Genomic DNA, 22521 nt, shown 5'->3' on the forward strand with positions numbered 1-22521 from the left:
TAGTATGGCTAAAATAGGAATCACCTGCTATCCGACAGTCGGAGGATCAGGTGTCATCGCAACAGAATTGGGAAAGCTGCTGGCTGAAAATGGACATGAAATCCATTTTGTTGCCTCACAGGTACCTTTCCGGCTGAACCGGGTGTATCCGAATATTTATTATCACGAGGTGGAAGTCAGCAGCTATCCTGTCTTTCAGCATCCACCGTATGACTTGGCATTAGCGGCTAAAATGGCGGATGTCATCAATCGGGAAGAGCTGGATATTCTTCATGTGCACTATGCGATGCCGCATGCGGTCTGTGCTATTTTAGCCAAGCAGATGTGTAATCGCGATGTGAAAATTATAACAACGCTTCACGGGACGGATATTACGGTGCTGGGCATCGATACGAGCCTTCAGGAAATGATCAAATTCGGTATTGAGCAGTCGGACCGTGTCACCGCTGTGTCCCACAGTCTGGTAGGTCAGACGCAGGAAATGCTACATACAAATCGTTCCATAGATGTGATTTACAATTTCGTGGACGAACGGGAGTATTACCGAAAGTCGAACCAGCACTTGAAAGACCACTATGGCATACGTGATGAGGATGCTGTCCTGATTCACATATCCAATTTCAGGAAAGTGAAACGGGTCCCTGATGTCATCCAGACATTTGCCAGAGTCAGGTCCGAAAGGCCGGCGAAACTTCTTCTGGTTGGCGACGGCCCTGAGTATTCCGCCTGCTATCAGCTTGTGCAGGACCTGGGTCTGGAAGAGGATGTGTTATTCCTGGGAAAACAGGAAAACGTCAGTGATCTTCTTTCCATTGCCGACCTCAAGCTCCTCTTATCCGAAAAAGAGAGCTTTGGGCTGGTTCTTCTTGAGGCTATGGCGTGCGGGGTGCCGTCGATCGGATCGAATATCGGAGGTATTCCGGAAGTGATCGATCATGGTGAAACGGGCTATATCGCTGAGCTGGGGAATATTGAACAGACGGCTTATTTTGCCAACAGAATCCTTTCTGATCAGGAGCATCACCACCAGATGTCTGAACAGGCGAAAAAGGTCGTGCAGGATAAATTTGCAACCGCCACCATCCTGAACGAATATGAAGAATTGTATCGGCAGGTGCTTGCTGATGAAGCCTGATCCTCTTTTTGAACAAGCTTTTGAGGTGATGCGGAAGATTGAGGAAGCTGGAGGGGAAGCTTATATTGCAGGCGGAGCTGTGAGAGATTATGTGAGTGGAAGAGCGGTCGGAGACATTGATATCGCTTCTTCCCTTCCTCCTTCGCGGATCCAGGAAATCTTTGAAAAGGTTATCCCTGTCGGTATTGAGCATGGCACAGTCATCGTGAGACACCGTTCCGTATCCTATGAGGTGACGACTTTCCGGACGGAATCCGGATACGAGGATTACAGGCATCCGGATGAAGTGACATTTGTCTCTGACATTCGCACGGATCTTGCCCGGCGGGACTTTACGATGAATGCGATGGCTATGGACAGACACGGAAAAATCATTGACCCTTTTAATGGGAAGGAAGCAATCCAGCTTCAACAGATCGAAGCGGTCGGCGATCCTTGTGACCGGTTTCAGGAAGATCCTTTACGAATGATGCGTGCTGTCCGTTTTTCAAGTCAGCTTTGTTTCGAAGTAGCAGGAAAAACAAAAGAAGCGCTGGTTCAGCAGGCTCCGCTCTTAGCAAATATATCGATGGAAAGGATCGCCGATGAAACACGTAAAGCTTTTGCTGGGAACGGGGTTAGAAAAGCGGTGGAGCTTCTTGATAAAACCGGTCTGCTTCAACAACTCCCTTCGCTGAATGAAACAGGGATCCAAAGGACCCCGCCGCTTGGTCCGTTGAAAACATGGCCGGAAATTGTCAGTTTCCTCTGGCTTAAGGATCCATCCTTTTCGGTTTCTCCATTTCTTAAAACATGGAAACGTTCGAATCAGGAAAAAAGAGAGACGGATCAATTGAAGGAAGCCTTTACGTTGTTTACCGCTTCCGGTGACGTGACACGATGGCTGGCCTACACTCTGTCGGAACCTTTATACCGCTCTTTTGCCCGTGTGGCAGAAGCAGCAGGTTCAGCCCTGGGGACAATGGAGCGTCTTGTGAATCAGAAAAATCAACTACCTATAAAGGATAGAAAAGACCTGTCATTTGAGTCCGTGGACTTGATTGCTATGTTCCCTGACAAAAAGAAAGGACCCTGGATATCCAAAACGATGAAAGCCATCGAGCGGCACGTCGTTGAGGGGATGCTTGAGAACGATTATGAAAAAATAAAGGAGTGGGTCATCACATGGAATCCACCCGGAAACAATTGATTGAATTATTAACGAAGCAGGATGGTCATATATCCGGTCAGCAGTTATCACAACAGCTGAACATTTCAAGGACCGCTGTCTGGAAGCATATGAATGAACTGAAAAAAGACGGTTATGAAATAGAAGCAGTTCAGCGGAAAGGGTATAAAATCCACTCTTTTCCTGATAAAATCAGCGAAAACACGCTGCAGTGGGGACTGGAAACCCGGTGGATGGGACAGCAGCTGTACCATTACGACCAGGTGGACTCCACCCAGGAAATCGTCCATCAGATGGCCAAGCAGGGAAAGCCTCATGGAACCGTGGTAGTAGCCGATGAACAGATTGGCGGAAAAGGGCGGATGGCCCGGACGTGGGACTCGCCGAAAGGGAAGGGCATTTGGATGAGTTTCCTTCTAAAGCCGGACCTTCCACCTGTTGAAGCACCGCAGCTGACCCTTCTTGCTGCGACTGTCATTGCTAAAATGATTGATGAACGCTCCGATCTTTCGCCGCAGATCAAATGGCCGAACGATGTGCTGATTCATCATAAAAAGGTCTCAGGGATTCTTACTGAGATGCAGGCAGAACAGGATACGATCCAGTACATTGTGCTCGGTATCGGTATGAACGTCAATCAGGAGGAGGAGGATATTCCTTCTGACATCCGTTATAAAGCCTCTTCCTTTAAGATTGAGTCCAGCCGGGAGTGGAATATACAAAAAACGATCCAGCACTTCCTCACATTATTCGAGGCTTCCTATGATCAGTTCATCCGTGAAGGCTTTCAATCTGTCAAGGAAGACTGGGAGACATACGGGTATAGGATTGGAGAGAACGTCACAATTTCTACAATGAAGGAAACTTGGGAAGCGACGCTGCTGGGCATCGAGCCGGATGGTGCTCTGCGTGCCCGCAGAACTACAGGCGAAGAGCAGAAATTGTATTCTGCTGAAATTCATTGGGGAGAAGGTGGATATCTTGCTTAATAAGCAGCAGTTCCTTCAGATGAAACAGGACAGGAAGAAAATAGCAATGGTGACAAGCTATGATTATCCTTCAGCAAAAATGGCAGAAGCTGCAGGAGTTGATATGATTTTGGTTGGTGACAGTCTTGGCATGACAGTGCTCGGATACGATTCCACCATTCCTGTAACCATAGAAGATATGATCCACCACGGGAAAGCGGTCCACCGCGGCGCCGGAAACACCTTCAAAGTCGTGGATATGCCGTTTATGTCTTATCACATTTCAACAGCCGAAACTCTCAGCAATGCCAGGAGGCTTTACCAGGAAACAGGGGCGCAGGCTTTGAAGCTGGAAGGGAGCGGAGACGTATCCCGTGCAATGGCAAAGCTTGTCCAGGCTGGTATTCCTGTTGTCGGACATATCGGACTGACCCCCCAGTCGGTCAATGTGCTGGGAGGATATAAAGTGCAGGGGAAAGATAAAGAGACCGCAGCCAGACTGCTGGAGGAGGCACTGGAAATTGAAGAGGCCGGGGCGATGATGCTTGTACTGGAATGTGTCCCCCGTCAACTGGCCTCTTTCATTACCGAGCAGCTTTCGATCCCCACCATCGGCATCGGTGCCGGGGCAGACTGTGATGGTCAGGTCCTTGTCTATCACGATATTCTTAACTACGGGGTGGGACGCCTCCCTAAATTTGTTAAGAAGTATACAGATGGAAATCAAATTCTTGGAGACGGAATCACCCGGTATGTGCAGGATGTTAAAAGCGGAGAATTTCCAGAGGAAAAGCATACGTTTACAATGAACTTGTCGGGTCTTCCAAAGGAGTAAGTGATTGGGAATGGATGTATTAGGAAACATTGATGAGGTACAGCAGCATGTAAAGCGGGTGAGAATGGAAGGTAGATCTGTCGGGTTCGTCCCAACGATGGGCTATCTTCATGAAGGTCACTTGAAGTTGATCGAGACCGCTCGCAGGGAAAACGATGTTGTTATTTTAAGTATTTTTGTGAATCCTCTTCAGTTTGGAGCGGGGGAAGACCTGGATACATATCCGCGTGATGAAGAGCGGGACAGAAAACTGGCCGAAGAATATGGAGTGGATGTCTTATTTTTTCCAACTACAGAAATGATGTATCCAGAGCCTATGTCGATTCGGATGTCTGTCACAAAAAGGACAGATGTGTTGTGTGGAAAAAGCCGGCCGGGACACTTTGACGGGGTGGCCGCCGTTTTAACTAAACTATTCAATATCGTCATGCCTGATCGGGCTTATTTCGGAATGAAAGATGCCCAGCAGGTCGCTGTCGTTGATGCGCTGATCAATGATTTCAATTTTGATATTAAACTTGTTCCGGTAGCTACGGTGCGGGAGGAAGATGGTCTGGCTAAAAGCAGCCGGAATGTTCATCTTTCTGCCAGGGAAAGAGATGAAGCACCAGCCATTCAGGAATCCCTGCAGGCCGGCAGGCAGATGGTGATGGCAGGAGAGAAAAATCCGGTCCGTATTATCCAATCGGTTACAAAGTTTCTCGAAAGCAGAACTCATGGTAGAATAGATTATATTGAATTACTATCTTATCCTGAATTAACTTCTGTGGACGTCATAGACAGGCCTGTTATTCTGGCTGCCGCTGTTTTTTACGAAAAGGCCAGGCTCATTGATAATGTGGTTTTTGACACGGACGGTAAGATAACAACAGGATGAGGCACAGGGAGGAAACAAGATGTTCCGCACGATGATGAAATCAAAAATTCATCGCGCCCGTGTTACGGAAGCGAATTTAAACTATGTGGGAAGTATTACGATCGATCAGGATATTCTGGATCAGGCTGGCATTCTGCCACATGAGAAAGTCCAGGTCGTCAATAATAACAATGGGGCGAGACTGGAGACGTACGTCATTGCCGGGGAGAGAGGAAGCGGGGTTGTCTGCCTGAACGGCGCAGCTGCCCGACTTGTACAGCCGGATGATATTGTGATTATTGTAGCTTATGCCATGCTCAGCGAGGAAGAGCTCGATGAATTTCGTCCGAAAATTGCACTTATGAATGAACGGAATCAAGTCGAGGAAATGATCGAGGAAGAGCCGCCTTTATCAACTCTTCCACTTTAAAGAAAGCTGAAAGCATGAGAAGAGGATCTGTGCCTGTCCGTGAAGGCAGGGTCCTTCCTTTTTGTGGTGAAAGTAGGGGTAACATGACAACATTTGCAATCGTAGATTTAGAAACAACGGGAAACGCATCACCAAAAGGAGACCGGATTATTGAAATCGGAATCGTTCTTATGAATGAGGAAGGTTCCGTGATTCGTGAGTTCTCTTCTTTGGTCTATCCGGAAAGAGAGATTCCGCCTTTTATTACGTCTCTCACCGGCATTGATGAAGAAGATGTCATGGATGCGCCACTGTTTTCCGAAATAGCTGAAGACATTCATCCATTATTCAAAGATGCTTATATCGTGGCGCACAATATCGAATTTGATCTTGGTTTCTTAAATGATGAACTGCAGAGGTGCGGATTCCCACGCTTACATAATCCCATCATTGATACAGTGGAACTGGCCAGAATCATGCTGCCGACATCTTCTGCCTTTAAACTCGGTCATCTTGCCGAGAAGCTGGACATGGGCCACGACCGGCCGCACAGAGCGCTGTCGGATGCCCAGGTCACTGCCGACTTGCTGCAGCACCTGCTGAATCAGCTTGGGGTTCTTCCGGAAAGAACACTGAGCCAGCTGTTGAAAATCGAGGCTAAGCTGAAAAGTGATCTAAGGCCCTTTATCGAAACCGCGATAGAAGAAGCAAGGTATCGAAACCAAAAAGATCCTGATATCGAAATCTTGTACGGGATCGCCGTTCGGACCCGCCGTCCGGATCAGACAAGCTCCTCTTCCACCTTTTCATTCCCTCCCTTTAACCAATGGAATAAAGAGGTATATGAAGGGGAAAACGGGTTGAAGTCGATCGTCCCCGAGTATGAAATCAGGAAAGGACAGCAGGAGATGACGTCCCGGGTTCATCAGGCACTGGAGGAGGAACGTCATGCAGTGATTGAAGCGGGGGCAGGTACCGGCAAATCTGCAGCTTATCTTCTTCCTGCAGTCTATCGGGCTGTGAAAAATGGAGAACGGATTTTAGTAACGACTCATACCAACAGTCTGCAGAAACAGCTTCTTGAAGAAGAGATTCCGAAAATTGAACGCATGTTTCCCAGGCCGATCCGTGCGGTTCTATATAAAGGAAAAGGGCATTACATCAGTTTGATCCACTTTCAATATGAACTTGAACGCAGCTATCAGGATAATTATGATACCGCACTGACGAAAGCGATGATTCTCGTCTGGCTCACCAGAACGAGGACAGGCGACATCGATGAAGTTCAGCTGCCCTCCAACGGCCGTCAGTTCTGGCATAAAGTCTCTGCCGAACAGTCATCCAAAACAGAACAGCTGGGATATACCGATGATTCCTTTTTTCAGTGGGCGTTAAAAAGAGCGGAGCAGGCTGATATTATCATTACAAACCATGCCTTGTTCTGCCTGGATATCATCAAGGAAAAAACATCGCTTCCTTCCTATGACCGTGCGGTTGTTGATGAGGCTCACCACCTGGAAGCTGTAGCCGGAAGGTATTTCGGCTTAAGGATGAACTACAGGGACCTTCAGAGGTATTTAACTCAGACGACAGAGCTCGCCCAGAAAAGCCTGTACAAGGAATGGTCCCTGCCTCAGTCCTTTTACAACCATCTGCAGAAGCTGCAAAAGGCTGTGGATGAAGCCAAGGAAGAGCTCAGTCAATTTTCCAGATACATCTATCAGCATGTGAAAAAGCAGCGGCCTTCCAACAGAGGGAAAAGTGATGTGGGGAGAACCCAGCTGATCCTTCAAAAAGAGTCGTCGGCCTCGTTCATTCGAAGCGCGAGGGAAATGTCCAACCGCTTTTTGTCTGCTGTATTCATCATGACTGAGCAGATGACATCGATGCAGAATGAACTGCAGATTCTCCTTACTTTAAAAGAGGATCACGGCATTCCTATACTTCTATCCAGAATTCATACACAAAAGGATGTCTGTCTGGATATCCGCAGGCAGATGGTGGACTACTTTGATATTCAAGATGATGAAAGCGCCCGTTGGATAGAAATAGAAGGAGAGGGAGCAGCGAACTCCATCTATTTATACAGTGAGCCATTAAACACACCTGATATTTTAAAGGAACGGCTTTTCGATATGAAGAAGAGCGTCGTGCTCACCAGTGCCACCCTTACAACCGGAGATTCCTTTAAATATGTTCGTCATTCGCTGGGGCTTGGAAATGAACCAAAAGTGATTGAGACCTCGATCCCTTCACCTTATCCTTTCCATGAACAAGTGCAGCTGTTGATTCCTGACGATTTTCCTGATATCAAAAACGCTCCGGACACATTCATTGAAGCACTTAGTGAAGCGATTTATTCCACTGCCCATGTCACAAACGGGCGCATGATGGTCCTTTTCACTTCATACGATATGCTCCGGCGGACGTACAGTCTTTTAAAAGAATTCATTGATCCTGAAGAATTCATGATTTTTGCCCAAGGGATTTCCAGTGGGAGCAGGGACCGTTTGAAGAAGAACTTCCAGGCTTTTGACCAGGCCATCCTACTCGGTACAAGTTCATTTTGGGAAGGTGTTGACATCCCCGGGGATGACTTATCATGTCTGATGATGGTCCGTCTTCCATTTGCTCCGCCCGACCAGCCTGTCCAGAAGTCAATGGATCAACGCCTGAAACAGGAAGGAAAAAATGCGTTCATGGAGAAGTCCCTCCCGCAGGCCATTATTCGATTCAAGCAGGGCTTCGGCCGTCTGATCAGGAGCAGCAGTGACCGCGGTGTCGTGATCGTATGTGACCAGCGTCTGATGGAAGCAAAATACGGGAAGCATTTCTTATCATCACTTCCGGACATCCCGGTCGTTTATGACTCAACCAAAAAACTTATAGACCGGATTGAAAACTGGCTGTAACTGATACCCGCGGCCGGGAAGAGCTGTTATAATTACAATCGGGCTGTGGCCCGGTAAAGGGAGGATGACACGATGGAAAACAAAATAGAAACCTTATCAACGGTCAAAATCAAGAAGACAGATGACCTCTATAAAGTGGTGGACACATTGAATCGTACATTGAAAGAAGATAATCTCATGTTTGGAATGGCGCTGGATGATGACGATGCTGAAACCGCAGTCTTCACCATATACCGTACCTAGATGGCTGAAATGGGGAGGCGGTATCCTCGCCGGTCTTGTCCTGCTTTTTCTTATTTTTTTCATCTGGATGTATACACAAATTAATCAGGACAGAACGAGCGGACACGATGAGGCTGCAGAATTTGCTGTCCAGGAAACGAATCTGTCATCTGTGGAGCAGATTGAAACGTACAATGGGGAAACAGAAGTATTTGTTGTAAAAGGGAAAGCGTCCGACGGGGAAACCTCGCTCGTTTTCATCAATGAAGCAGTCGATACGGTTTTAACCGATGTGAAGCAAGCTGATATTCTGTCACAAGAGCAGCTGATCAGCAGGTGGTCATCCAGTTGTTCTAACTGCCGTTTCAAGGATATTTCCTATGGTTATGAAGAGGAGCAGCCTGTCTATGAGCTTGTATATATAGATGAGCAGGGCAGATATGTGCTCGATTATTTTACATTAAGCGGAGAATCCTTTGATCAGAGGTTTGCCTTCCGACAAAATAATTAAGGAGTGAGGTTCATGAAGTTAGCAGAACGCGTACAATCATTAACACCATCCACTACACTGGCGATTACAGCCAAGGCGAAAGCGCTGAAGGCAGAGGGGCACGATGTGATCGGCCTTGGAGCGGGAGAACCGGATTTCAATACTCCTTCTTATATTTTAGATGCCGCTAAACAGGCCATGGATGAAGGGTTGACAAAATACACCCCGGCCGGTGGAATTCCTGAATTGAAAGTAAGTATCACAGAGAAGTTGAAACGTGATCAGCAGCTGACGTATTCCAATGAACAAATCATTGTGACAACTGGTGCCAAGCATGCCCTGTTCACGCTTTTCCAGGTTATTCTGAATCCAGGTGATGAAGTGATCGTTCCTGCTCCATACTGGGTCAGCTATCCGGAGCAGATCAAACTGGCCCAGGGAAATCCGGTCATTGTTCCCGCTGAAGAAGCCAATCACTTTAAATTAACACCTGAGCAGCTGAAAGCATCGATTACGGACCAGACCAAAGCGGTGATTATTAATTCACCGAGTAACCCAACAGGGATGATGTATTCTGAAGAAGAACTGAAGGCTCTTGGAGATATTTGTCTTGAGCACGGGCTGTTAATCGTATCGGACGAAATTTATGAGAAATTAATTTATACCGAAGAAGAGCATGTTTCCATTGCGCAGCTTTCCGATGAATTATACAATCAGACAGTGATCATCAATGGTGTATCCAAATCCCATTCCATGACAGGCTGGAGAATCGGATTCGCGGCAGGACCTAAGGAAATTATTAAGGGGATGACCAACATGGCTTCCCATTCCACCTCGAATCCAACTTCCATTGCCCAGTATGCAGCGCTTGCCGCTTATCAGGGCTCGGAAGAAAAAGTGGACGAAATGAAAAAAGCATTTAAGGAAAGGCTGGACGTTCTCCATAAGCTTCTTCTGGAGATCCCTGGTGTAAAGTGCGCCAAGCCTTCCGGTGCTTTCTACTTATTCCCGAACGTGATCGAAACAGCTTCTCTGTGCGGCTTTTCATCTGTCGATGACTTGGTGAAGGCTCTACTGGATGAGGAAAAAGTCGCTTTGGTTCCAGGCTCCGGATTTGGAAGCCCGGAAAACGTGAGGCTATCCTATGCAACTTCTCTGGAGCAGCTGGAAGAAGCAGCCGGGCGTATCAGACGATTTGTCGAGAAACATCAATCATAAAGCAGTGTTGGAGGTATTAGTGTGAAAACAACGATTTCAGAAGCAGCAAAACATATTGGCGAGGAAGTGACGATTGGAGGCTGGCTCAGCAATAAGCGCTCCAGCGGAAAGATCGCTTTTCTGCAGCTCCGTGACGGAACAGGGTTTATGCAGGGCATTGTCGTAAAAGCTGACATCGGTGAGGAAAAGTTCCAGGAAGCCAAAGGGCTTACACAGGAAACGTCCCTCTATGTGACCGGCGTTATTGCTGAGGACACAAGGTCTCCCCTCGGCTACGAAATGCAGGTGAAAGGATTTGAAGTGATTCAGGAAGCGGTGGATTACCCGATTACACCGAAGGAACACGGAACAGAATTCCTTATGGATCACCGGCACCTGTGGCTGCGTTCCAAGCGTCAGCATGCGGTAATGAAAGTGCGTAACGAAATCATTCGTGCAACGTATGAATTTTTCAATACAAATGGGTATGTAAAAATTGACCCACCAATCCTTACCGGTTCTTCAGCAGAAGGATCTACAGAACTTTTCCATACGAAGTACTTCGAAGAAGATGCGTACCTTTCTCAAAGTGGACAGCTTTATATGGAAGCGGCGGCCATGGCATTCGGGCGCGTGTTCAGCTTTGGACCGACGTTCCGTGCGGAAAAATCTAAAACACGTCGTCACTTGATTGAGTTCTGGATGATAGAGCCGGAGATGGCCTTTATGGATCATGAGGACAGCTTGGAAGTCCAGGAACAGTATGTCAGCCATGTGGTCCAGTCCGTGTTGGAAAACTGTAGAATTGAGCTGGATACACTCGGCCGTGACACAGAGAAGCTTGAAAAAATCAAGGCTCCGTTCCCTAGAATCAGCTATGATGATGCAGTAACACTGTTGAAAGAAAAAGGCTTTGATGATATTGAGTGGGGAGAAGATTTTGGTGCTCCCCATGAAACGGCAATTGCGGAAGCCTATGACAAACCGGTATTCATTACGAATTACCCGGCAGAGATCAAAGCGTTTTACATGAAACCGGATCCTGAACGACCGGAAGTTGTATTGTGTGCGGATATGATTGCGCCTGAAGGATATGGCGAAATCATCGGAGGGTCTCAGCGTATCGATGACCTTGAACTGATGAAACAACGTTATGAAGAACACGGCCTTTCCGGAGATGCCTATAAGTGGTACCTGCAGCTTCGTGAATATGGCAGCGTTCCGCACTCAGGATTTGGACTGGGCTTAGAGCGTACAGTCGCCTGGATCGCAGGTGTCGAGCACGTACGTGAAACCATTCCATTCCCTCGTCTGCTTAACCGCCTGTACCCATGATAAAATAGACGGCAGAGAAAAACACCGATGTTCAGCCTATGGCTTATCGGTGTTTTTCATTCCCGAAGCAAGTATAGGAACGGAGGGATTTATTTGGGAAAATACCAAAGCTTTCAAGACATCCTTGATAACCAAATTGTCGTTCCCAAACAGCTGCTGATGCATTATCACCAGTTGAATATGAATGAAACTGAATTGGTTGTCCTTCTGCAGATCCACAGGTTCGGAACAGAAGGAAATGATTTTCCGACCCCTGAAGAAATTGCAGAGCATTTATCCATTACAAGTCAGGACTGTTCAAGGGTGCTGCGCAGCCTTATTCAAAAACGATTGATGACCATTGAGCAGAACCATAATGAACAACAGGTGCTCAATGAGCGTTATTCTCTTGAACCCTTATGGGAAAAATTGTTCACTGTGAATGCAGGGCGTCCTCAAAAAGAGACGAATTACGATGATAATATTTTTCCTTTATTTGAACAGGAATTCGGGCGTCCTTTATCACCATTTGAAATTGAAACGATCAATATTTGGCTGGATGAAGAAGAACAGTCACCGGCTTTAATTAAAGCGGCATTAAGAGAAGCTGTATTAATGAGCAAGCTTAACTTTAAATATATCGACCGTATCCTCAGGGAGTGGAAGAAAAAAGGCATCCGTACGGTGGAGCAGGCCAGGGAACAGGGGAGACAGTTCCGGCAGGGCCAGCCGGCGCAGCGGACCCAGAAGCAGGAAAGAAAAAAGAGGGACATCTCTCTTTATTACAACTGGCTGGAGGAGGATTCATAAAAAAGGCTCATGTTAAATAAATCACAAATACGTTACTGCCTGGATATTTTCGAATCGATGTATCCGGATGCAGAATGTGAACTCAATCATACCAACCCATTTGAACTTCTCGTAGCTGTCGTTTTATCCGCACAGGCGACGGATGCGCTGGTGAACAAGGTAACGCCGGATTTATTTGCAAAATATAAACGCCCGGAAGATTACGTGAATGTACCACTTGAAGAACTGCAGAACGACATCAAGCGGATCGGACTATTCCGTAACAAAGCCAAAAACATTAAAAAGCTGTCGGAAACCCTGCTAGAAAAGTATGATGGTGAAGTACCCCCTACGAAAGAACAACTGGAAAGTCTCGCCGGGGTAGGGAGGAAAACGGCAAATGTTGTCGCCTCTGTCGCCTTTGATGAACCAGCTATTGCCGTAGACACCCATGTGGAACGCGTTTCTAAACGACTTGGCATCTGCCGGTGGAAGGATTCTGTTCTTGAAGTGGAAAAAACATTGATGCGTAAAGTGCCCGTCGATGAGTGGAGCGTTACCCATCACCGGATGATTTTTTTCGGACGCTATCACTGTAAAGCTCAGCGCCCCAGCTGTGAAGAATGCCCATTGCTTTCTTTATGCAGAGAAGGCCAGAAACGGATGAAAAAGAAAGAGAAAACTTCATAAAAACAACCGTACGCCCTATGGCGTACGGTTGTTTTTTTACTCTTCTTCCTGATCTTCACTTTCATTTTGCTGGAGTTCTGTATCATTTTCTTCCTGAGGCGGCTGCTCTTCTGAGCTGCCGCCTCCATTATTTTGTTCGGAATTTTCACCGTTGTTATCCTGGTTGTTTTCTTCATTATCCTGTTCATTTCCGGTGTTTCCGTTATCTTGATCCGTATTCTGTTCTTCTTCAGGGGTTTCGTTATTCCCCTCGTTTTCTTCTTCATTCCCTGAATTCTCTTCAGGTTCTTCCGTTTCTTCTTCTGACTGCTCATCAGAAGGTGCTTCTTCTTCACTGCCTTCTTCACTGTTTTCTTCGTTCTCTCCGGATTCCTCCGTTTCTTCTTCTTCCTGTTCCTCGTCCCCAATAGAACCAGGGGTCTGAACACGCACAGTGGCAGCATCGCTGTTTTCAGCCTGTTCATTATCACTGATGGCAACGACAGAGAATTCGTAGGTGGCTGCAGGATCGATGCTGGTGATTTCCACGCTTGTATCTTTTGTCGTTGTTAATTGCCTGCTCTCACTGCCGTTAATGGAGGCAGCGACACGGAAGGTTACACCATCGGTATTACCATAATCCCAGCTCAAATCAATCGTAGAGGATTCTTCATTGAACTGACCGGATAAGCTTTGAACAGGGTCAAGTTTCTGGAAGACCTGAGACACTTTGGATGGTTGGTTATCAGCAAGGAACAGCTCGGTAACAATCCGGCTCTCAGGTGTGTAATCACTCGGAAGACGGGCAGGATTGGAGCCTTCTTCAACATCCACCCAGGCAACTGAATCAGGTTTTTTGAAGTCAGCTGTATCCTTCCCTTGAGAGATCTGTGTCATCAAAGGCTTGAAAATCTGCTTTGGAATATTTCTAGCCGCATCTGACAGGCCGCGGGAATTATCTTCCCCGTATCCGGTCCAGATCGATATGGAATAATTCGTTGTATACCCGCTGAACCATGAGTTGTTGGCGACATCTCCAATGTTTGTTGTTCCGGTTTTACCGGCTTCAGGAAGACTTGGTACATTGGCACTGGTACCCGAGCCTTCACTCATGGTAGTCTGGAGCATATTGGAAACCATATATGCCGTCGCACTGCTCATAGCGGAATTCGGCTCTGGTTTTAGGTCAATCGTGCCTTCCCCTGGAATTTCAACACTTTCAACAGTGTAAGGCTCGACATAGACGCCTTCATTACCAAAGGCCGCATAAGCGCCTGCCATCTGCAGAGGATTCATTCCGGTGGACCCTCCTCCAATGGCGTCGTTTAAGGACATGCCATCTTCACCGAAGTCAACACCAAGACCTTCTGCAAAGCCCTCGGCCTTATCCACGCCGACTTCCTGCAGAAGCTTAATGGTAGGGATGTTCAAGGATCGGCTCAAGGCATAGCGGGCGGAAACCCACCCTCTAAACTGATTATCAAAGTTATTCGGCGACCAATCGCCAAAGTCTGTTTTTTCATCATTTAGTTGATGATAGGTGGAAATTTTATTGTATTCAATGGCCGGTCCGTAGGCAGCAATCGGCTTAAACGTGGAGCCCGGCTGACGATTAATATCCGTGGCAAAGTTAAAGCCTTCTTTCTGGTAGTTACGACCACCGCCGATGGCCTTGACAGCACCTGTCTTTGTATCTGTCACGGCCACTCCGGTTTCGAGTTCATCATCCGGCCACGGAATGGATCCTTCATTGCTGAGAAGCTGCTGCACATAATCCTGGGCATCGGTGTCGAGGGTGGTGTAAATGTTCAGACCGTCTTTATAAATATCGGCTCCGTCCATTTTCTCCTGGACTTCTTCGGCTACTCTGTCAATGAAGGCCTGATATGGAGTCGCTTCTTCCTGCTGTCTTTCGATAAGCATGTCTTCGATTTCAACACTTCTTGCCTCATCGGCTTCCGTTTCTGTGATTTTGCCATGCTGCACCATTAAGCTCAACACAGTATTCATTCTGTCTTTAGCCAGATCAGGATTTTCAAAAGGCATATAACCGCTCGGACGCTGGGGCAGACCTGCAAGTAAGGCAGCTTCAGGCAGGGTCAGTTCACTCAAATCTTTTTTGCCGAAATAGGTTTCAGCGGCTTCCGCTACACCATAGGAGCCAGCTCCGTAGTAAATCTTGTTCAAGTACATCTCCAGAATTTCCTCTTTGGAATATTCCTGGTCCAGTTTGATGGCCAGATACTGCTCCTGGACTTTTCGTTTGATCGTTTTTTCGGTGGTCAGAAAGGACTCCTTCACGACCTGCTGGGTGATTGTACTGGCACCTTCTGCACCAAATCCACCTGTAATATTGGCCAGGACGGCGCCGCCGATCCTTTGGAAGTCGATACCGATATGGTCATAAAAACGCACATCTTCTGTGGCCAGCACAGCATCTTCCAGGACTGCCGGAATATCGTCGTACGTAATTTTCGTGCGCCTTTCATCCCCGGCAAGATCAGCAACGAGCTCACCGTCATCATCATAGACTTTCGAAGAAAATGGATCAGATAATTTCTCTTCATCGAGGGCGGGGGCGGAAACAGCATAATAAGTAAATAATGCGCCGACACCGATCATCAGGACGATACCTATAGTCAAGAGGGTCATAAAGACCTTTTTGAACTTTGAAGTTCCTTTGGTTTTTTTTGATGATTTCATTTGTTTTCGTCGTGCTGTACGCGACTGGCTATCGTTTGCCATGTTACATTTCCTCCATTTCAGAAATAAAGCTTATCCAACACCCCGGCGTAATCAATCCGGGCCTGGTAACGAAAGGGAATACGAACGCCTTCCTTGTAAATACTGTTGTAAGGGATCGATTTCCGACCTCCGTTCTGCTGGTCATCCCAGAAGGCGAAAAGCATCGATGAAGGAAGCAGGTACACCTCATCCCTGGGGGTGAACTTGATAATAAAAAAGCTGATCCCCCCGTGCTTTTCGACGGCTTTCATATGATCCACCTGATGCTGGTGGACATTGCTGAGTGGAAAGGACGTTTTGTTTTTCGTTTCCTTGGCCTCAAAATCAATGTATCTGCCACGATATACGCCATTATAGTCGGTTGTGGATGCCTGTTTGAAATAAGCTTCCTTAATTACGGCCGCACTACGCTTCGGGTAATCCACTTGAACAATCTGAACAGGTGTAGGTTTTTTATGGATCACCGCCAGCCCGGCCTGCAGGTAATATTCATTCGTTAAATTAATGTCTTCTTCAAGGGTCATTCCTCTGTTGCTGAACTCTGGTTTTGTCTTTCCTTGGGGGGCAGCATGCCGGCTTGGGCTGCGTCTCCCGTTGGGATAATTCAATATTCTTCCCTCCCTGTAGCCATGAGAGTATCATACCAAAATTTACGCGCCAAGCATATATACTAATGGTTCAATTCTTATAGACGTTTGAACCAGAGGAAAGTTTCATTTTGTCACAATTCCGACACAGAAAGATTCAGCACCAGGGAAATTTCCCTATAATCACGTATTCTAAACCTGTATATATAGTCCTTCGATAATACCGGTTTGTTTCTGAGGATAAAAAAACTGCTGCTAAAAGAAATAGCAGCAGCATCATCCTTATGTGGCCGGTCGGTTTTCTCCCGCCAGTTTAGGATTGTCCGTTTCGGCCTTGACCGGTTTTTTCTTCTTCTTTTCTTTTTTTCCTGCCATGTGTTCTCCTCCTTTGATGTCGAAGGTGCTGTTGGTTTTGACTTGTTTTGTTGCTTTAGTTCTAGTCTTGTCATTCTTAAAGGAGATATGCATGGAGGAGAGAAAATGTTACGTATCCAAAAAAGGGGGAGATGCCCATGACCAAACCCATTGTCGTCACGCCTGAGGAATTTGAGCGTCAGCTTTTTCAGCTGCAGGAAAAATTCTCACTCCTTGAAAGAAGAATGTCCTTAAAAGCGGATGAGATTGTCTTTTCCATGACTGTCGCCCACCGGAAAGAAGTGGATGAACTAAGAGATGAGGTTTTGCACCTGCAGGGTGAGCTCAGACATATGAAGAAGGAGAAACGTCAGGCATACATGGGAAGAATCGCCCAGCAGGCTAAAAAGAGGTCTGTGGGATAAAATTGATGCCATCCCCGCGCACATGGTAGAGTAGAGGAGAAAGGTGTGGGAGGATGTCGTTAGAAAAATTCACAATGGAATTAAAGTCCATAATTGATAAGCAGCATCAGCGCTTTCTTTATACAGATGGCCCTGTGGATAGAAACAACCGGGAGTTTTTTGCTCATGTGAAGGAAGAAACGAAACCGATGTTTGAGGTGAACCATCAATGGATGGAGGAAGCTGAACAATTTGTGAAAAATAGAGAATCGTCTGTTCACCCCAATCAGGTGAAATCAACGCATGAGAATATTGAGATGATCATTCTCCATAGTTATTACCTGGATGTGGAGCGCAAACGTTTTAAGGAATTGTATCAATCATCTCATTATGTCCTCGATATGATCTTGAGTGATATTGAAAAAAGATCCTCATAAGTAATAAAAAAACCGGAGCTGATTTTTCATCAGCTCCGGTTTTTTATGTCACGCCTGTTTTTCTTTCTTTGTCAGTTTGGCGAAAATCAAATAGAACGAAGGTACAAGCAGCAGCGTGAGTATCGTTGAAAAGGCAAGTCCGGAAACGATTGAAACAGCCAGAGGCCTGAATAAGACATCGCCTGAAAAGATAATCGGTGTTAACGCAGCGATGGACGTCAGGGAAGTCAGAACAATTGGTCGAATCCGTGCCCGGCCTGCTTCAATCACAGCTTCTGCTGTCGTCGCATAGGAGGATAGGTTCTGCTCAATGAATTCCACTAGTATGACCGAATTTCGAACGACAATACCTGACAGGGATACAATACCGAGGACAGCCAGGAAGCTGAGCGGCTCTCCGGATATGAACAGACCTACAATGGCTCCTGTGACCGCCAGGAAGACCGTACCGGTAATCAAGAGCGGCATAAATAAGGAATTGAACTGAACGGCAATGGTTAAATAGATCAGGAACAGAACGATGACAAACAGCTTGGATACTTCAATAAAGAATTCCGTCTGGGCATCATTTTGTCCTGATTCTACAAGCGAATACCCTTCAGGGAGATTCTCCTTAATAGAGGCTGTTACATCCTCAGCTTTACTGGAAAATTCATCCTCGGATCCTTCCTGTGGGTAGGCTTCGATCGTTAGGGTGCGTTCTCCATTCAAGTGAGGGATGACTCCGATCCCTTCCGTTTCCTCTACAGTGACAAGTTCATCCAGCGTAAACATCTCTGGAGGTCCGTTTCCACTGTTCGCAGCAGCTACACGGAGTTCATCAAGCGCTGCGCCTTCTTCGCTGCCATCATCGAGGATCACTTGAAGTGGCAGACGTGTAACGCCATTGTCGAAGGTGCCCAGTGGCGCACCGGAATTAGCCAGTTGAAGTTGAGAAACGACGGTGTCTACAGCAATTCCATTTTCGGCAAGCAGCGATCTGTCTGGTACATATTCGACAAAGGGTTGATTTTTATCAGCATTGATGGTGACAATTTCAGATTCTTCAATAGCAGAGAATTCTTCTTTTGCCTGTTCGGCTGTTTCAAACAGCTGATTGATCTCCGGTCCTTGAATTTTCACTTGAACAGGGGGAGATGGCGGCGGCCCCGATACAATGGTCTCAAGGAAAATTTCCGCCTCTGGGAATTCGTTGCGGAGCGGTTCCTCCCATTTTTCAATGAATGCAGAAGCACTCGTTTCATCCCTGTCCACCCGGACGAGGACCTGACCGGTGTTTTCTCCAGTCTGCTGGAGTCCGGAGCTGAACAAGTTTGGAAGACCTGTACCTGCGTATGTGGCTGTTTCTGTTACAGGTTCCTCCGAATCTTCGATGAAGCGGACCATATCCTGCAGAGTTGTTTCCGTGTCCTCAAGCGTTGTGCCTTTAGGATTTTCCACATTGATGGTCACTTCAGGCCTGTCGGCAGCCGGGAAAAACTCAAAAGGAATCTTAATGGCAAGCAGGGCAAGCAGGATACAGATCACGATTCCGGATGCAGCCGTTACCCATGGGCGTTTTGTGGTCTTCGGAAGCAGTCGGCCGGCATAGACACGTTCAAGCCGGTCGAACAGTCCGCCGAGCAAGCCTGTCTTCGAATTTTTCTTTTGTTTCTTATTTCGTTTCCTTGCGTACTGAACCGTCGGTATCAATGTAAGTGCGATGATCGTAGACGCTGTTATCGTGAAAATCAATACGGAAGGGAGGGCTCTGATAAAATCGCCGTTGGTCCCGGAAAGGAACATGAGCGGGAAAAAACTGAAAATGATCATTAAAGTAGAAGTTATGATCGATTTCCCCACTTCTCTTACTCCCCGGACGGTTCCTTCAAGAGGGCCGTCCCCCAGCTGGAATCTCCGCTGAATATTATCGTTAACGACGATGGCGTCATCAACGAGGATACCAATGGCTATGATCATACCGATGATGGATATCTGGTTAAGGTCAACCCCCACATATGGGAGAGGGATCAGTCCGATGATGATGGAAACCGGTATTGCCAGTGCTACGAGTACAGCGGATGAAAGAGGGAGGCCGAGCACCATAATGACAATAACAGCAAGCAGGGATATTCCAAAGGAAGTGATTAAATTCGTGAACACTTCTTCGATGACGGTACTTTGTGTATAAAACTGCTCTACGTCTATGTTTTCAGGCAGATCTCCGCTTAATCCCTCTACTTCTTCTGTAATCTGTTCCTGAAGAGCTGATATGTTGACTCCTTCCTCAGCAAGAATCGTTACAGAAAGAGCCGGTTTTCCCTCATAGGTAATACGGTCTTCCAGTGCTTTGTTTGTGACCGACGTTTCCCCCACATCTGATAAGGCTAGAGGCGAGCCGTCAGGGCTGGTACCTATATTCAATCCGCCCAGTTCCTCAGCACTTTCGTACTTCTGAAACAGCAGCTGTTTGATTTCACCATCGGTTTCTTCTGTACCTATAGCGGCGGGGCTGATTTCCTGCTGCAGTTTCTGGATGACAGTCACCGGTGTGAGCTGGTTTTCACCAAGTGCTTCATTATCAAGCGAAACCGTTAACTGCTGTTCCGGGAGTCCTTTCACCAGAACAGACTGTACACCGGAGATAGAAGTGAGCCGTTCTTCCCATATCTTGATGTCAGGGCGCAGGTCATAAAGGCTTTCCTGTGCATCCGCTGTCAGGTTATAGGAAGCTACTGCAGACATGGTCGTATCCGTATTCACTTCAGGCTCCTGTACCTCGTCGGGGAAAGCTCTGGAAACGTCGGAGACCGCTTGTCTAATTTTAGAATTCACCGTATCTACGGATGCTCCGCCCGCGAGCGTGGCAGTCACTGAGCCGAATCCGGACGTAGAGGCGGAAGTCAGTTCATCCACACCTTCAATCGATGAAAGCTCCTCCTCCAGTGGATTGGTAATGGTACTTTCTACTTCCTGAGGGGTAGCTCCGGGATAAACGGTGGAGATGGAAGCTACGTTGACGTTGATTTCAGGAATTTCCCGTTTGGGAAGCTGCAGATATGTGAAGATACCTGTAAACAATAGTAATAAGATAAATACCCATACAATCTTGTTGTATTGTAAGAATGTTTTCATATCCTTTCCTCCTTTGTATTCTATGTGCTTCTCCAGTATAAGCTTTTTTCTGACACATGTGTCAAATATTGATCTGCTGAATGTGCCCGGCACATCTATTGAAATCGCTTTACTTTTGTTTTTTATTCATATATAATGACTTTCCCACTAATAGGGAGGGATGACGTTGGAACAAAAACAGTTGATGAAACATGCCGTTGAAGCCAGAGGTACGGCTTACACACCTTATTCTAAATTTCCAGTAGGAGCTGCAGTCCTGACAGAGGACGGCACTCTGTATACAGGATGCAATATTGAAAATGCCGCTTATCCAGTGTCCTTATGTGCAGAAAGAGTAGCGATTTTCAAAGCCATTTCCGATGGACATAAAAAATTCAAGTCCCTTGCTGTAGCAGCCGACACAGGGAGGCCTGTACCTCCTTGCGGATCCTGCCGTCAAGTGATGAGTGAATTCTTCGATTCATCCGTTACCATTTATACAACCAATTTAACCGGCGATACGAAAACATTCACGATGGATGAAATTCTGCCGTTCTCCTTCGCGCCTTCTGATCTTCCTGAAGAGTGATGGATCCTTTGAAAAAGCAGAGATTTGATCTTCTCAGACTGTCGATAAAGTTCTCGACGGTCTTTTTTTATATGGCTCTGTTAAAGTCTGTTGTTGATATTTCAAACGATTACTAAATCGTCTCCGTCTGGAATTAAGGGGCCGGTCCGTTGTTTACTCAGAGCATGGGATGGCAGGGAAAACCGTCCGCTTTCCGCGGGGAACGATGAGCCTCCTCGAACTTCGTTCTCCGGGGTCTCACCTTGTTCCTTTTTCCCGCAGGAGTCTACCTGTTTTCCCTGCCATCCCTTTCATAGTGGTGTAACGGACTTCGGTTATGTCCATTCTAAATACCCTTCTTAGCAGAGGCAGCCTTGGGAATGGCGAGACTCCTGTGGGATGAAGGTACATCGTGAGACCCCGGAAGGCGCAGCCTGAGGAGGCTCACGGTACCCCACGGAAAGGGAGTCATTCCCCAGGCCGCCTCACACAAATCCCATGACAGAAAGGGGGAATAGGAGCTCACATGTTAAATAACAACACCAAGCCATAACAGAGCCTTTTATATAAACATGTGACATATTTACAGGTAGAAGGTGAACCCGGCTGTGAGGATAAGTGTTACTCTTCAGGCTGAGGAGAAAGCTCGACCTTCTTATGATTCATTGGTGTACAAGCCTCATGAGTGGAAGATATGATGATTTCGCCTAGTACATCCTTCCCTTTTATGACATACGCTGATAAGGAATAACAGAACAAGGAGTGAAGGAGAATGCATCATCATTCAATGCATGACTCTTGCGGCTGTGGACCGATGTCACAGTGCAGCAACCGCTGTCCAATCGTATGTCCGGTCCAACACTGTGTCGTGGACAATTTCTTTTGTGAAAACCAGGATTATATCCATCCGACACACATTCTCGTGAGAAATAACCACCTGTTGAACAATAACCATTACTTCCCATATATGGTTTCCGAACAGAACAACTTCCAAACACAGGAATTTGCCTATCCTCAAGGATCTTCTCCAGACTATAACTGGATGGAAAACATGAACCAGCAGGGTGCGGGAGCAATGGGAGAAATGGAAGAGGGCGGAATGGCAGGTATGAACGGACAAATGCCGATGATGGATCAGGGCCAGATGCCTGGCATGAACGGTCAGATGCCGATGATGAACCAGGGCCAGATGCCTGGCATGAACGGTCAGATGCCAATGATGAACCAGGGTCAGATGCCTGGCATGAACGGACAAATGCCGATGATGAATCAAGGTCAGATGCCGATGATGGGCCCGGGGTTTGGAGAGTGAATCAATAAGCCACCACACCAGTGGCTTATTTTCTTTTTTGCTTTTACATAGGTAAAA

General features: G+C 46.9%; 20 protein-coding genes. 17 read left to right on the forward strand and 3 right to left on the reverse strand.

Going from position 1 to position 22521, the window contains the following annotated elements; genetic code table 11:
• The first annotated feature begins 4 nt into the window (after positions 1-4).
• The 13 genes from bshA (at position 5) to nth (ending at position 12985) form a co-directional block, all read left to right on the forward strand.
• A complete protein-coding gene (bshA, locus tag GLV97_RS09340) occupies positions 5-1135 on the forward strand; it encodes an N-acetyl-alpha-D-glucosaminyl L-malate synthase BshA (protein ID WP_160835793.1) in 1131 nt (376 codons plus the stop codon).
• Entirely contained in the window at positions 1125-2324 is a 1200-nt protein-coding gene (locus tag GLV97_RS09345) for a CCA tRNA nucleotidyltransferase (protein ID WP_160889559.1), read from the forward strand. The genes bshA and GLV97_RS09345 overlap by 11 nt, the downstream gene beginning before the upstream one ends.
• A complete protein-coding gene (locus tag GLV97_RS09350; protein ID WP_160889560.1) occupies positions 2300-3292 on the forward strand; it encodes a biotin--[acetyl-CoA-carboxylase] ligase in 993 nt (330 codons plus the stop codon). Before GLV97_RS09345 ends, GLV97_RS09350 begins: the two co-directional genes overlap by 25 nt.
• Positions 3285-4106: a 3-methyl-2-oxobutanoate hydroxymethyltransferase gene (gene panB, locus GLV97_RS09355; RefSeq protein WP_272917340.1), complete on the forward strand. Its 822-nt coding sequence runs from the start codon at positions 3285-3287 to the stop codon at positions 4104-4106. Before GLV97_RS09350 ends, panB begins: the two co-directional genes overlap by 8 nt.
• A gap of 10 nt (positions 4107-4116) precedes the next feature.
• Positions 4117-4983 carry a pantoate--beta-alanine ligase gene (panC, locus tag GLV97_RS09360; protein ID WP_160889562.1) on the forward strand — a complete coding sequence of 289 codons (867 nt, stop codon included), beginning with the start codon at positions 4117-4119 and terminating at the stop codon, positions 4981-4983.
• A gap of 19 nt (positions 4984-5002) precedes the next feature.
• Positions 5003-5392 (forward strand): aspartate 1-decarboxylase, encoded by a 390-nt coding sequence (gene panD, locus GLV97_RS09365; RefSeq protein ID WP_160835788.1) that lies wholly within the window; start codon positions 5003-5005, stop codon positions 5390-5392.
• Between the two features lie 83 nt (positions 5393-5475).
• Positions 5476-8283 carry an ATP-dependent DNA helicase DinG gene (gene dinG / locus GLV97_RS09370; RefSeq protein ID WP_160889563.1) on the forward strand — a complete coding sequence of 936 codons (2808 nt, stop codon included), beginning with the start codon at positions 5476-5478 and terminating at the stop codon, positions 8281-8283.
• A 72-nt stretch (positions 8284-8355) separates the two neighbouring features.
• Entirely contained in the window at positions 8356-8526 is a 171-nt protein-coding gene (locus GLV97_RS09375; RefSeq protein WP_084163023.1) for a YpmA family protein, read from the forward strand.
• Positions 8480-9016, forward strand: coding sequence for a DUF5590 domain-containing protein (locus GLV97_RS09380; protein ID WP_160889564.1), 537 nt, complete (start codon positions 8480-8482; stop codon positions 9014-9016). The genes GLV97_RS09375 and GLV97_RS09380 overlap by 47 nt, the downstream gene beginning before the upstream one ends.
• Before the next feature lie 12 nt (positions 9017-9028).
• Positions 9029-10213: a pyridoxal phosphate-dependent aminotransferase gene (locus tag GLV97_RS09385; RefSeq protein WP_160840349.1), complete on the forward strand. Its 1185-nt coding sequence runs from the start codon at positions 9029-9031 to the stop codon at positions 10211-10213.
• 21 nt (positions 10214-10234) lie between these two features.
• The gene (asnS, locus tag GLV97_RS09390) at positions 10235-11527 is read left to right on the forward strand and encodes an asparagine--tRNA ligase (protein ID WP_160840348.1); all 1293 of its coding nucleotides are present in this window, start codon (positions 10235-10237) and stop codon (positions 11525-11527) included.
• Between the two features lie 93 nt (positions 11528-11620).
• Complete coding sequence (locus GLV97_RS09395) at positions 11621-12316, forward strand: DnaD domain-containing protein (protein WP_224872262.1); 696 nt, start codon at positions 11621-11623, stop codon at positions 12314-12316.
• A 9-nt stretch (positions 12317-12325) separates the two neighbouring features.
• The gene (gene nth / locus GLV97_RS09400; RefSeq protein WP_160835782.1) at positions 12326-12985 is read left to right on the forward strand and encodes an endonuclease III; all 660 of its coding nucleotides are present in this window, start codon (positions 12326-12328) and stop codon (positions 12983-12985) included.
• A 36-nt stretch (positions 12986-13021) separates the two neighbouring features.
• On the opposite strand, the gene GLV97_RS09405 is transcribed toward nth, so the two are convergent.
• The gene (locus GLV97_RS09405) at positions 13022-15709 is read right to left on the reverse strand and encodes a PBP1A family penicillin-binding protein (protein ID WP_160835781.1); all 2688 of its coding nucleotides are present in this window, start codon (positions 15707-15709) and stop codon (positions 13022-13024) included.
• A 17-nt stretch (positions 15710-15726) separates the two neighbouring features.
• On the reverse strand, positions 15727-16317 hold the full coding sequence (gene recU / locus GLV97_RS09410) for a Holliday junction resolvase RecU (protein WP_160840346.1): 591 nt from the start codon (positions 16315-16317) through the stop codon (positions 15727-15729).
• Between the two features lie 491 nt (positions 16318-16808).
• On the opposite strand from recU, the gene GLV97_RS09415 reads away from it, so the two are divergent.
• A complete protein-coding gene (locus GLV97_RS09415; RefSeq protein WP_160835779.1) occupies positions 16809-17075 on the forward strand; it encodes a hypothetical protein in 267 nt (88 codons plus the stop codon).
• Positions 17076-17128: 53 nt separating this feature from the next.
• Positions 17129-17491 carry a DUF1798 family protein gene (locus tag GLV97_RS09420; RefSeq protein WP_160840345.1) on the forward strand — a complete coding sequence of 121 codons (363 nt, stop codon included), beginning with the start codon at positions 17129-17131 and terminating at the stop codon, positions 17489-17491.
• A 48-nt stretch (positions 17492-17539) separates the two neighbouring features.
• Here the strand turns inward: GLV97_RS09420 and GLV97_RS09425 are convergent, their stop codons facing one another.
• Positions 17540-20605 (reverse strand): efflux RND transporter permease subunit, encoded by a 3066-nt coding sequence (locus GLV97_RS09425; protein ID WP_160840344.1) that lies wholly within the window; start codon positions 20603-20605, stop codon positions 17540-17542.
• Between the two features lie 166 nt (positions 20606-20771).
• Between GLV97_RS09425 and GLV97_RS09430 the strand changes: the two genes are divergently transcribed.
• Positions 20772-21173, forward strand: a complete 402-nt coding sequence (locus tag GLV97_RS09430) for a cytidine deaminase (RefSeq protein WP_160835776.1) — start codon at positions 20772-20774, stop codon at positions 21171-21173.
• A gap of 751 nt (positions 21174-21924) precedes the next feature.
• On the forward strand, positions 21925-22464 hold the full coding sequence (locus tag GLV97_RS09435; protein ID WP_160835775.1) for a CotD family spore coat protein: 540 nt from the start codon (positions 21925-21927) through the stop codon (positions 22462-22464).
• Positions 22465-22521: the final 57 nt, after the last annotated feature.

It is taken from the genome of Halobacillus litoralis (genome assembly GCF_009856355.1).
Taxonomy (GTDB): Bacteria; Bacillota; Bacilli; order Bacillales; family Halobacillaceae; genus Halobacillus; species Halobacillus litoralis_B.